The 12,547-nt window shown below is 54.0% G+C and carries 11 protein-coding genes; 6 read left to right on the top strand and 5 right to left on the bottom strand.

The window, feature by feature from the left end; genetic code table 11:
• The first annotated feature begins 25 nt into the window (after window positions 1-25).
• Window positions 26-1,339, top strand: a complete 1,314-nt coding sequence (locus tag AC6I8T_RS22195) for an MFS transporter (protein WP_208725617.1) — start codon at window positions 26-28, stop codon at window positions 1,337-1,339.
• A 44-nt stretch (window positions 1,340-1,383) separates the two neighbouring features.
• Here the strand turns inward: AC6I8T_RS22195 and AC6I8T_RS22190 are convergent, their stop codons facing one another.
• Entirely contained in the window at window positions 1,384-2,184 is an 801-nt protein-coding gene (locus AC6I8T_RS22190) for a MetQ/NlpA family ABC transporter substrate-binding protein (RefSeq protein WP_013511579.1), read from the bottom strand.
• 292 nt (window positions 2,185-2,476) lie between these two features.
• Between AC6I8T_RS22190 and AC6I8T_RS22185 the strand changes: the two genes are divergently transcribed.
• On the top strand, window positions 2,477-3,592 hold the full coding sequence (locus AC6I8T_RS22185; protein ID WP_208725616.1) for a metallophosphoesterase: 1,116 nt from the start codon (window positions 2,477-2,479) through the stop codon (window positions 3,590-3,592).
• A gap of 1 nt (window position 3,593) precedes the next feature.
• On the opposite strand, the gene AC6I8T_RS22180 is transcribed toward AC6I8T_RS22185, so the two are convergent.
• Complete coding sequence (locus AC6I8T_RS22180; protein ID WP_208725615.1) at window positions 3,594-4,172, bottom strand: XRE family transcriptional regulator; 579 nt, start codon at window positions 4,170-4,172, stop codon at window positions 3,594-3,596.
• A gap of 63 nt (window positions 4,173-4,235) precedes the next feature.
• On the opposite strand from AC6I8T_RS22180, the gene AC6I8T_RS22175 reads away from it, so the two are divergent.
• The gene (locus AC6I8T_RS22175) at window positions 4,236-4,745 is read left to right on the top strand and encodes a GNAT family N-acetyltransferase (protein ID WP_208725614.1); all 510 of its coding nucleotides are present in this window, start codon (window positions 4,236-4,238) and stop codon (window positions 4,743-4,745) included.
• A 23-nt stretch (window positions 4,746-4,768) separates the two neighbouring features.
• Here AC6I8T_RS22175 and AC6I8T_RS22170 read toward each other — a convergent pair whose 3' ends face one another.
• Entirely contained in the window at window positions 4,769-5,551 is a 783-nt protein-coding gene (locus AC6I8T_RS22170) for an alpha/beta fold hydrolase (RefSeq protein WP_208725613.1), read from the bottom strand.
• Window positions 5,552-5,668: 117 nt separating this feature from the next.
• On the opposite strand from AC6I8T_RS22170, the gene AC6I8T_RS22165 reads away from it, so the two are divergent.
• Entirely contained in the window at window positions 5,669-6,592 is a 924-nt protein-coding gene (locus AC6I8T_RS22165; RefSeq protein WP_208725612.1) for a LysR family transcriptional regulator, read from the top strand.
• Here AC6I8T_RS22165 and AC6I8T_RS22160 read toward each other — a convergent pair.
• Entirely contained in the window at window positions 6,522-7,502 is a 981-nt protein-coding gene (locus AC6I8T_RS22160) for a GlxA family transcriptional regulator (RefSeq protein WP_497834412.1), read from the bottom strand. The genes AC6I8T_RS22165 and AC6I8T_RS22160 overlap by 71 nt on opposite strands.
• A 115-nt stretch (window positions 7,503-7,617) precedes the next feature.
• Here AC6I8T_RS22160 and AC6I8T_RS22155 point away from each other — a divergent pair, with 115 nt between their 5' ends.
• Window positions 7,618-8,259, top strand: coding sequence for an HD domain-containing protein (locus AC6I8T_RS22155; protein WP_208726588.1), 642 nt, complete (start codon window positions 7,618-7,620; stop codon window positions 8,257-8,259).
• 318 nt (window positions 8,260-8,577) lie between these two features.
• Window positions 8,578-10,938, top strand: coding sequence for a glucose/quinate/shikimate family membrane-bound PQQ-dependent dehydrogenase (locus AC6I8T_RS22150; RefSeq protein WP_497834411.1), 2,361 nt, complete (start codon window positions 8,578-8,580; stop codon window positions 10,936-10,938).
• Between the two features lie 46 nt (window positions 10,939-10,984).
• Here AC6I8T_RS22150 and fliD read toward each other — a convergent pair whose 3' ends face one another.
• Entirely contained in the window at window positions 10,985-12,397 is a 1,413-nt protein-coding gene (fliD, locus tag AC6I8T_RS22145; protein WP_208725609.1) for a flagellar filament capping protein FliD, read from the bottom strand.
• Window positions 12,398-12,547: the final 150 nt, after the last annotated feature.

The following is a 12,547-nucleotide window of genomic DNA, read 5'->3' as shown; positions in this document are numbered from 1 at the left end:
TAAGCATCTATTCGAAGGGGGCGTTATGCAGGACTCTATTCCCGGAACACGTTGGTATCGCGTTATTGCGCCGATTTTAATTGTTTGCATCATCTCCTTCATGGACCGCGTCAACATCAGTTTTGCCTTGCCGGGTGGCATGGATCAGGATCTCGCCATTACCAGCCAGATGGCGGGCATCATCAGCGGTATTTTCTTCATTGGTTATCTTTTCTTGCAGGTGCCGGGTGGGCGCATTGCGGTTAATGGCAGCGGCAAGCGGTTTATCGCCTGGTCGCTGGTAGCATGGACGGTGGTGTCGGTGGCGACCGGCTTTGTCACTAACCACTATCAGCTGCTGGCGCTGCGTTTTGTGTTGGGTGTATCGGAAGGGGGAATGCTGCCGGTTGTCTTAACGATGGTCAGTAACTGGTTCCCGGAAAAAGAGTTAGGGCGTGCGAATGCTTTTGTGATGATGTTCGCGCCGCTGGGCGGTATGTTCACCGCACCGATTTCTGGATACATCATCAATGCGCTGGACTGGCGTTGGCTGTTTATTATCGAAGGTGGGCTGTCGGCGGTGATCCTGCTGGTGTGGTGGCTGGTGGTAAGTGACCGCCCTGAAGAAGCACGCTGGTTGCCGGAGCGCGAAAAGGAGTGGCTGCTGCGCGAACTGCATCGGGAACGTGCGGCTGCGCGCGCTGTGGCACCGGTAAGCAAAGCGCCGTTAAAAGCAGTGTTCCGCAATCCGGGGCTGATGAAGCTGGTGGCGCTGAACTTTTTCTATCAGACCGGCGATTACGGTTACACCCTGTGGCTGCCCAGCATCCTGAAAAACCTGACCGGTTCGAATATGACCGGTATCGGTCTGCTGGCGGCCTTGCCCTTCGTCGCCACGCTGCTCGGTATCTATGCCATCTCATGGCTGAGCGATCGTACCGGTAAGCGCCGTCTGTGGGTGATGGTGTCGTTGTTCTGCTTTGCTGCGGCGCTGCTGGCCTCGGTGGTGCTGCATCATAACGTGGTCGCCGCCTACATCGCGCTGGTGGTGTGTGGTTTCTTCCTCAAGGCCGCTACCAGCCCGTTCTGGTCGATTCCCGGGCGTATCGCTGCGCCGGAAGTAGCGGGAAGTGCGCGCGGGGTGATCAACGGGTTGGGTAATCTGGGCGGATTCTGCGGGCCGTATCTGGTCGGGATGATGACCATGCTGTACGGACAAAATGTGGCGGTGTGCTGGCTGGCCGGATCGCTGGTAGTCGCGGGGTTGATTACCACACAATTACCCAAAGCCTGTGACCGTAATCCGTCTGTCGGACGTGATGGCAGCGAGCAGGATAATCTGGTTACCCTGAAACATTAAGTCAGTCGCCGCGCAGGCGTTGGGCTGCGCGGCGTCCTCAATGCTTACCAGCCTTTGATAATGTCGCCTTTGTAAATCTCGTTGGCTTTGTTCAGCACTTCGGGTGACTGGAAGGCTTCCTTCAGCTTCTGAATATTCGGGCTGTCTTTATTATCTTCACGCGCCACGATGGCGTTCACGTAAGGCGATGCTTTGCCTTCCATAAACATGCCATCGCGCGAGGCTGACAGGTTCGCCAGCGCGGCGAAGTTGTTGTTGATGATCGAAACGTAGACCTGTGGATCGTCGAGGGTGCGCGCCAGTTGCGGCGTATCGACTTCAACAAACTTGAGGTTTTTCGGGTTAGCGGTAATGTCCAGCGTCGTTGGCAGCAGGCCCGCTTCCGGTTTCACGCTAATCAGCCCCTGCGCCTGTAACAGCAGCAGGCTGCGGCCCAGGGTGGTAGCTTCATTGGAAATGGTGATGGTCGCGCCATCCGGCAGATCTTTTAATGACTTGATCTTGCGTGAGTAACCGGCAATCGGGAACACGAAGGTATTGGTGATCACGGCAAAATGATAGCCACGCTCTTTGGACTGCATTTCCAGATACGGCAGGCTCTGGAAGGCATTGGCGTCGACATCTTTGTTGAACAGCGCTTCGTTAGGCTGGACGTAGTCGTTAAAAGCCACCACATCGACGTCGAGATGATATTTGTCATGCGCCACCTGCTTAACGGTGTCCCACAGCGCCTGGTCTGGTCCGGTGTTGATCGCCACCTTGACACTGTTGTCGTTGTCTTTATTGCAGGCGCTGAGCAGCGTAACGGATGCGGCCAACAGTACGGAGAGTAATTTTTTATTCATAACGACGTTCCCTTCAGCATATCTGGATAATCTGGTGCGCATTTCTCGCGTAGCGGTGCGACTTATCGCGCGGATTTTGACCTTTTCCGCACGATTACGCGATAAATCGCGGTGCTACATTGCGCACGCACTATAATCTACATCCAGACGTCTGTACATCCGGATGGAGATCGTTTGCTGCAAATTGCAGCGCCGCGGGAGGTAACCGAAACCGCCTGTTTTGAAAAGCCGCTGTCTTTTTTTTGTTGGATACTGTGCTGCCTTAACCTTATTCAATTCCCAGGGACTCACGATGTTTCACCTGATCTTCAGCATTCCCGGCTGGTATGTTATCGCGCGCTTTATTGCGCCCCTGGCCTTGCCACTCGCGGTGAAGCTGGTGTTTTCTGCCGTGGTGCTGCTCGCCACGCAATACCTGTTTTTCAGTCGCTTCACCTCCGGCAGTATCATGTCGCCAGAAATGCCGCGTCCGGTGATCATCCTGTTCAACTGGGCCTTCTGTGCGGTGCTGTTCCTCGCCATGTTGCAGGTGGTGATGGATGCGGCGGCATTGCTTGCGCTGTTGTTGGGACATCCGCTGACGATAGCTCCCGCGTTGCGTTATGGTGCAGGGGGCGTCGCCATGTTGCTGGCGGCGGTCGGCGTGCATCAGGCGATACGCGTGCCGCCGGTCAAGGATGTGGTGTTTAACATCAAAAACCTGCCGCCAGAATTTGAGGGCTACCAACTGCTGCAACTGACGGATTTGCACATCAGCAAGCTGTTCAATGCCCGGTGGACCACGAAGATGGTGAAAAAAGCGATGGCGCTTGATGTTGATCTGATTGTGATCACCGGCGATGTCATTGATGGCACTCTGAAAAATCGGCGCGCTGATGTTGAACCGCTGCGCGGCCTTAACGCCCCGGATGGCGTGTTTGCCATCACCGGCAATCACGAATATTTCTTTGAGCAGGCGGCCTGGACCGATCACCTCGCCTCGCTGGGGCTGAAGCCGTTGCTCAATAGCCATACGGTGGTGGCGCGTGATGGAGCCAGTCTGGTGATTGCCGGGGTGACCGATGCTTCAGCACCGGGCAGAGGTGCTCCTGGTCCGGATTTGGCGCGTGCGCTGGTGGGCGCGCCGGAGCGTGCCCCGGTCGTGTTGCTGGATCATCAACCGCGCAATGCCCGACAAAATGCGGCGCAGGGGGCTGACGTGCAGCTTTCCGGGCATACCCACGGCGGGTTAATCGCCGGGTTTGATCGCCTGTTTGCCAAACCCAATGGCGGCTATGTTTCGGGCCTGTATGCGGTGGAAGGGATGCAGTTGTACGTTAACAACGGCACGGCGTTGTGGCCGGGGATGGCGGTGCGCTTAGGTCGTCCTTCCGAGCTGACGCGCATCACGCTTCAGCCCGCGAAATAGATTACGCATTTTTCAGCACCACCACGGCATAGCGGCAGAGCTGCGTTGTGGTGTTGCTGAAGATGCAGTCGCTGGGATCCCCCAGTTCGAGGCAGTCACCTTGCTGCATTTCAAAGGTATGATCCCCTTCCTGAAAACTCAGCGTTCCTTCCAGCACCCAAATCAACTGACGCCGTGACAGATAGGATATCGCTGGCATTGGCACGCTCACCCCGGCCGGTAAATCGACACTGACCAGATCCACAGGTATCTGACCTGGTGAGACATGACGGCGAATATAACCGGTCTCTGGGTCCTGCCAGACCGGTTGCTGCGCCTGTCGGATCAGGGTGCCGGTCTGCACTTCGCTCAGGGCGATCAACTGCGACATACTCATATCAAAAGAACCGGCAAGTCGCGCCAACAGGGTCGCCGTCGGGCTGCTTTCGCCGCGTTCAATTTTGTGGATCATGGCGCGGGAAACCCCAGAGTTATCCGCCAAATCGGTCAGTGACCAGCCGCGTTTTTCCCGCTCGGCTTTTACTTTTTGTCCAATACGGATATTTATGCTGTCTTCTTTACTGGATTTTTCGTCTGACATAGTAGATAAATAATATAGTGAACGAACCATCTACTTTAGTGACAGAACCATGAGGTGTCCAGAATGAATATACGCCCGGCAGTGGAGCAGGATGCGGCAGTGATTGCCGACATTTATAACGACGCGGTGCTGCACAGCACGGCAATCTGGAATGATAAAACGGTCGATGTGGCGAACCGTGTGCAGTGGATGGCTGACCGTCAGCACGCCGGTTTTCCGGTGTTGGTGGCGGTTAATGCTGATGAGGCGGTGCTTGGCTACGCCTCCTATGGTGACTGGCGTCCGTGGGATGGTTACCGCTTTACCGTGGAACACTCGGTGTACGTGCTGAAAACTGCGCGTGGCAAAGGCGTTGGGGAAGCGTTGATGCATGCGCTCATCACCCACGCCACGCAACAGGGAAAACATGTGATGGTTGCGGGTATCGAGTCGGAAAATACAGCCTCGATTGCTTTGCATAAAAAACTCGGTTTTCGCGATGCCGGTCGCGTCAGTGAGGTGGGTAACAAATTTGGCCGCTGGCTGGATCTGACCTTTCTCCAGTTGCACCTCGATCAACGGGAAAAGCCCTGACAGGCAGGCTGTCAGGGGCAGGGTTAACCCTGTATTGAGCTGGCAAAGGTGCTGAGATGGTTTGCCACCGTTTGCGCGGCTTCCACCGGCAGCAGATGGCCTTTACCGGGGATGATATGGACGTCAGCCCAGGGATAAAGTCCGGCGATCGCCTGTTGAACCACTGCGGGAGGATCAACCCGGTCGTGCTCACCCGCCATAATGATGATTGGCAGATGGATGTGTTCGGCGGCAGCACGCAGGTCCTCACGCGATGCCGTAAAGATCCAGCCATCTGCCGCGTCGTCACTGACGCGAAGCGCATCCCGGACCAGCATTTCTTGTTGCTGAGCCGTCAAATGCCCTGCGGTTAAGACGTTTTCCAGTGTCCAGAGCACCGATTCACGGCTGCTGTAAGCCATACGCATCTGGCTGCGCTGTTCTTCACTGATGTTCATCGGGGCGAGCGGGGCGGAAGCCACCAGCGCGAGAGCCTCGACCTCCTGATTCAGACGGCTGGCGAGCAGTTGGGCCGTCTTCCCACCCATTGAGTGTCCAACTAAAATCACCCGTTTCAAGTTTAACTCTTTGATCACATTGTAAACGTCATCGGCATGGTCAGCAGTGCGATAGCCCTGCCCACCAACCGCTGACTCTCCTGAACCGCGTGCATCAATCGCGACACAACGGAATGTATGGCTGAGGAGATTGATCACCGAAGACCATGTTGCAGAAGAACCTCCCCAAAAATGCATAAAAACCAATGCAATATCGCCACTGCCGTTATCGGTTACATGCAGTTCTACACCCTTGCTGACTATTTTCATTGTTGCCTCGTCGTCTGAGAAATCGTCAGCAACAGTATCTGCAACAACGTAATGGTTTGGAATCAGCGAGAAAATAGCTATGGTAAGTACTAAAAATATATACAAGGTAAGGGCAGGATGGACCGACTCGTTAGCATGTCAGTATTTGTCACCGCGGTAGAAGAGGGTAGCATCGCGGCCGCGGCGCGCCGATTGAGTCTCTCCGCCGTTATGGCGGGGCGCTACCTCAGCGCGCTTGAGGAAGCGCTATCGGTAAGGTTGCTGGAACGCTCCACCCATCAGTTAAACCTCACCGATGCCGGTGCATCCTACTTTGCAAAAGCAAAACGTATCCTGAACGATATTCGTGAAGCGGAGCAGGAAGCCACAGCGAAACATATTTCCCCGCAGGGAAGCCTGCGCATCGCGGCCCCGGTCACCTTTGGCACCCTGTATCTGGCACCGTTAATTGCTGCGTTTATGCGTGATTATCCGCAGGTCGATATTCAGTTGCAGCTTCTTGATCGCTTTATCGATCTGGTTGATGAGGGGGTTGATCTGGCGATTCGTATCGGCCAGTTGCCTGACTCGGATCTGGTTGCCCGACGTATCATCGATTATCGCTTATTAGCCTGTGCCACGCCTCGTTATCTGGCGGGGGCGGGTATGCCGGTGTTGCCGGAGGATTTGTATCACCACGTCCTGATAGGTTACTCGGGTACCATGACAACATCGCCGTGGCGTTTTAGCGCCGCCAGCGGTGAGGTGAGTCAAATCGTGCCCAGCTGTCGCGTTCTCGCCAACAACACCGGCATAATGGTTGAACTGGCCTTACAACATGCCGGAATTGTCTATGGACCTGAATTTGTGGTGCAACCGCATTTACAGACAGGCGATTTGGTCGAGGTGTTGCCGGATTATCGTTGTCCGGTGATCTCATTGTTTGCTGTTACGCTTAACGCCAAATACGTCAATACCAAAACACGATTGTTTATTGGCTATCTGCAACAGGCTCTGGCCCCGCATAAATCTTCCGATACACCGCCGGCGTTAAACCGGTGACTTTAATGAATGCTCGCCGCATCACATCGCTACTGCTGTACCCGCAGAGCGCGGCGATAGATTTTACCGGGTGATTGGCGGTCAGCAGCTCGCGCGCCAGGGTGATGCGGGATTCCTCCAGCCACTCACCGGAACTGACGCCCATTTCCTGATGAAACAGGCGGTTCAGATGACGGGTGCTGAGTTGGATATGCGCGGCCATCTGCGCAACACTTTTTACCGTAGCCAGATGCGATAATGTCCAGCGTTGCAGATCCTGCAATGCTGAACGACCGTCCAGAGAGGTCTGCTGTTTACGTACGAAATGCCCTTGTCCGGCAGGCCGCCTGAAAAACATCACCAGATTCGCCGCAACATCCAGCGCCACTTCACGCCCCACATCTTCTTCAATAAAGCGCAGGGCTAAATCCATGCCCGATGTGACGCCTGCCGCCGTGCGCAGTGGGCCATCCGCGACATAGAGCGCATCAGCGTCCAGCGCAATGGCCGGGTAGCGTTGCGTCAGGGTTTTGGCAACCGACCAGTGGGTGGTGACTCTGCGATGATCCAGCAAGCCAGTTTGTGCCAGCAATAACGCGCCAGTACACACCGAGCCAAAACGTTGGCTGTGCAGACAGAGTGGGGTGATGGCGGCAAGTTGTATCGCGTTGAGGGAAAAATTCTCGGCATCTGGGGCACCTGCGATAAGAAAACTCATCGCGCCTTCAGGAACAGGATTGTCCAATTGGCAATCGGCGGAGAGTCTGACACCGGAAGAGGCCACAATCTCCCGACCCGCTAATGACATCACCCTCGGCTGGTAGACCTGACGATGCAGAATGCGGTTGGCTTCAGCAAATGCATCCAGTGGGCCTGCCACATCCAGCAGCTGGACGCCAGGCACCGCCAATATCACGACGTTATGCACCATCTTCATCTCCTGAGTCTGTTTATATCGCAATGTCCGAAATCGTCAATTCATGACTAATGTAGACATTCTCGCATCCTTTTAGAATGGCAGCCAGACATCCAACAGGAGACACATGATGAACTTCACCGTACAAGGCATTCGCATTCCCGATACGCAGATGATGCGAGACGCAACCGCTTTTATCCGTGACACTGAATCTGACCTGCTGTTCAACCATTCCAGCCGGGTTTATTACTGGGCGGCTTTAGCAGGCCAGCAACGCAATCTGAAAGTCGACCATGAGTTGCTGTACGTTGGCTGCATGTTCCACGATATCGGGCTGACCCATGAACATTGCAGCTGCGATAAGCGTTTTGAAGTGGATGGAGCCAATGCGGCGCGTGAGTTTTTACGCGGTTATGGGGTGGAAGAGGGCGAAATCGATAAAGTCTGGACGGGCATTGCGTTACATACCACCCCTGGCATTCCGGAGTTTATGGCCCCGGAAATTGCGCTGGTCACGGCAGGCGTGGAGATGGACGTACTGGGGATCGGCTATGAAGGGTTTGCGGCGGATGACCGGGAGGCCGTGGTGGCACAACATCCGCGTAGCGCCAGTTTCAAGGAAGAGATCATTCAGGCATTCTATGACGGTATCAAACATCGTCCGCAAACCACCTTTGGCAATGTGAAAGCCGATGTCCTGAAGGATAAGGATCCCGCGTTTCAGCCGATGAATTTCTGTCACATTATCCGGCAGTCGCGCTGGCAGGGATAAACATCTTAATTACAACATACGGCAACGCGTTCTGGCATCCTCTGTCCGGCAACAATGCGGCCTGTTTGGCCGCTCTTTTATTTTAGTGGTATCGCTTCCACAACCTGTGCTTTTGCTTCCCTTTTCCACATCAGCGGAATAATACCGAATATTTATCTTCAACTCGCGGAATTTATTTAACTTTATGTATTTTAACAAGTAAGTGACTTTTCTTAAAAATATCGCACGGAATTATAATGTAGCAACATTGTGATAACGATTACACTAATGCTGTAGTTTCTTTACAGTTGTCACGCTTTTTCCTTCAAGGTTAATAAAATGTCACGGGCTTCCCGAATTCTAAATTTGTTAACGCTACTCTTTTCAGTGGTTTGCGCTGCCTGGCTGCTGATTGGTGGTGTCTGGTTACTGTCGCTGGGCGGCAGTGCTTATTACCTGATTAGCGGCCTGGCAATGGCAGCGTTTAGCTGGCTATTGCTGAAGAGAAAGCGCAGTGCGCTTTACCTCTACGCTGCGATTCTGTTCTTTACCGCTATCTGGGCCTGGCATGAAGCCGGGAGCGATTACTGGACGCTGGTTCCACGTCTGGATATCTGGGTGTTGCTGGGTATCTGGTTAATTCTGCCTTTCAGCTACCGTCAATTCTCTGTCAGCAACAACAAACCGTTGGGGGCGATGCTGGTCGCGCTGCTGGTTAATGTGGCGTTGTTGGCCGGTTCTGCACTGCACGATCCCCAGGAAATCAACGGTGAGCTGCCGCTGACCGATAAAGCCCCGGCGACATCCACCGTTCCGGCGGAAGACTGGTCAGCCTATGGCCGTACCCAGGAAGGCGTCCGTTATTCACCGCTGCAACAGATCAATGAACACAACGTCAAGGATCTTCAGGTTGCGTGGCAGTTCGAAACGGGTGACCACAAAACCGCGAATGATCCTGGCGAGATCACCAATGAAGTGACCCCGCTGAAAATCGGCAACATGCTGTATCTGTGTACCCCACATCAAATTCTGATTGCGCTGGATGCTGCCAGCGGCAAAGTGAAGTGGCGTTTTGACCCGCAGCTGAAGTCAGACCCGACTTTCCAGCACATCACCTGCCGTGGCGTGTCGTACCATGAAATGCCAACGGCCGCAGCGAGCAACGCCAGCCAGCCTGCCATCTGCGCGCGCCGCATTTTCCTGCCGGTGGATGATGGCCGTCTGTTTGCGCTGGATGCTCAGACCGGTGAACGTTGCCAGAGCTTCGCCAACAATGGTGAACTGAATCTGCAACATCTGCAGCCAAATGCCTATCCGGGTGGCTACGAACCGACATCTCCGCCAATTGTCACCGATAATATGGTGATCATCGCAGGTTCAGTCACGGATAACCTGTCAACCCACGAGCCTTCTGGCGTCATTCGTGGTTTCGATATCAACAGTGGCAAACTGGTGTGGGCCTTTGACCCGGGTGCTAAAGATCCCAATGCGCTGCCTGCGGATGGTGAAACCTTCACCGCTAACTCACCGAACTCCTGGGCACCTGCCGCTTATGATGCCAAACGTGACATTATCTATCTGCCGATGGGCGTCTCCACACCGGATATCTGGGGTGGCAACCGCACGGCGGAGCAAGAGCGTTTTGCCAGCGGCCTGTTAGCGCTGCACGCGTCAACCGGCAAGTTGGCCTGGTTCTATCAGACGGTGCATCATGACCTGTGGGATATGGATCTGCCGTCGCAACCGACGCTGGCGGATATCACCGATAAAGATGGCAACACCGTTCCGGTGGTGTATGTACCGGCGAAAACCGGCAACATCTTTGTACTGAATCGTGAAACCGGCAAGCCGGTGATTCCGGCACCGGAAACCCCGGTACCACAGGGTCCAGCGCAGGGCGATCATCTGAATCCAACCCAACCGTTCTCTGAACTGACCTTCCGTCCTCAGCAGAAATTGCAGGGCAAGGATATGTGGGGCGCCACCATGTTTGACCAACTGGTGTGCCGCGTGATGTTCCATCGTCTGCGTTATGAAGGCCCGTTCACGCCGCCGTCAGAGCAGGGGACACTGGTATTCCCTGGTGACTTCGGCATGTTCGAATGGGGTGGCATTGCGGTGGATACCGACCGTCAGATCGCAATTGCCAACCCGATGGCGATGCCGTTTATCTCGAAACTGATCCCGCGCGGGCCGGGTAACCCAATCGAGCCAGGTGCCGATGGTGCCGCTGGCTCAGGTTCTGAGTCTGGCGTGCAACATATGTACGGTGTGCCCTATGGCGTGGAGCTGAATCCGTTCCTGTCGCCGTTTGGCCTGCCTTGTCTGCAACCTTCGTGGGGCTTCGTCTCGGCGATCAATCTGCAAAATCACCAGATTGTCTGGAAAAAACGTATCGGTACGGTACGTGACAGTGCTCCAGTGCCGCTGCCGTTCAAAATGGGTGTGCCGATGTTGGGTGGCCCGGTGACCACCGCAGGCAATGTGTTCTTCGTGGCAGGTACGCTGGATAACTACCTGCGCGCCTATAGCGTGCGGAATGGTGAGTTGCTGTGGCAGGCGCGCCTGCCAGCCGGTGGGCAAGCCACGCCAATGACCTACTCGGTTGATGGTAAGCAATATGTGGTGATTATGGCGGGCGGTCACGGCTCGTTTGGCACCAAATTGGGTGATTATGTGATTGCATATAAACTGCCGTAATCAGTAATCGTCAGACGGAAAACGCCCCCATTTGGGGGCGTTTTTATTATTTATTATTACTGTTCTGCATATTTTCGAACTGTGTGGTGAGATAAGTACTGGTATTATTTAATGCGTTAAGCATGGTATCCAGATGAGTAAATTGGCTTTTATAACGGGCTATGGTGTTATCTATTTTTTTACTGGCGTTATTATATTGATCGGTCAGCGCATTTAGCTTTTTACTGATGCTGTCCGTCGCTCCTTGCAGAACACCTTTGCTATTCAGCATTGCTGCCAATCCGGTTCCCAGCCCGGTCGCCACGCCGGTGGTTTTACCATCTCCGGTGAAGATATCCCGCACTGCGTCCGGTGTGGCAGAGATAGCATTACTGAGCTTGTCGGCATCAAGCCTCAGTTTGCCGTTTTGAGGATCGGTGGTGATACCCGCCTGGGTGAGGGTTTTAAACGTTGCCGACCCCGAGCCATTGGCCAGAATGCCTTTTAATTGCGTCTGGATTATTCGCAGCGTGCCGTCACCTAATAGCGCACCATTTTTTGTATCTTGATCCTGACCAGCATCGACGGGCGTATATTTGGTCAGGTTACTCATCGTATCCTGGAGCGAATTGTAGGCATTGACCCAGTCGGTAATGGCGGTTTTCGCTTTAGAATTATCGCTGGTAATGCTGAGCGTTTGCGTGCCGGATGTCTGGTCATTTAGCTTAAGCGTTACACCTTCAACCGCATCGGTAATAACATTACTGCTGCTCTCTATGCTGACATTGTTAATGCTAAGGAGCGCGTTTTGCGCCGCAACATTCTGTGTCAACCCTTTGGTGGTGACTGCCGCGTCGTAACCGATAAAATCCTGCAACGTGTCATCGCCAGTCACCTCAATACCTTTCACCGCATGACCGGTCCCTGTCTCGGTGGCAGTCAGTGAGAGGCGATACTCTTTATCGGATACGCGGATCAGACTCGCGCTGATACCGGCATTAGCCTTATTGATGCTATCGCGCAGCGCAGAAAGCGAAGTTTGATCTTTGCTTAAGGTGATGCTGTGCTCTTTGCCATCCTCCATGCGAATTTTCAGCGTCCGACTATCAGCATCGCTACCCAGTGGTAACTTCAAATCACTCTTTGCCGCACTGGTTAACGTCTGGGATTGCGCCAGTTGTGTCACACTGATGGTGTATTTTCCGGGGATGGCACTCCCACCCGAGTCGGCACTAAAGGCGGTGGTGCTACTGGTTGCACTGGTCTGGGTATATAGCCCACTTTCCTGCAATTTACTGTTGGCAGTCTGAAAACTCTGGATGGCTGTTTTCAGACTGCCATAGGCCGACAGCTTCGCTGTGGCCGCACTTTGTTGCTTTGAAATGGGTGTCAGAACCTGTTTCTCGGCGCTGGTGAGCTTGTCGAGAATTTCATCAAGTTTTAGCCCAGAGCCTATTCCTAACGTTGAAATCCCTACCATTTCCTTCCTCCTGTTAATATTTTATTACATTTACACTCTCAATCATTACAGAGAAATGGGATTTTATGATCGATAGGCTTACGCAATCCTTACATAAGGCGGTGTTTTTCCCGGTATATAGCGTAATGGCGGGCAGGTAAGGTTAAAATT

The sequence above is a fragment of the Pantoea sp. X-Soil-OKNW-556 genome (assembly GCF_059730695.1).
The sequence above is the reverse complement of the archived record's forward strand: the minus strand, read 5'-3'. Positions and strand labels throughout refer to the sequence as shown.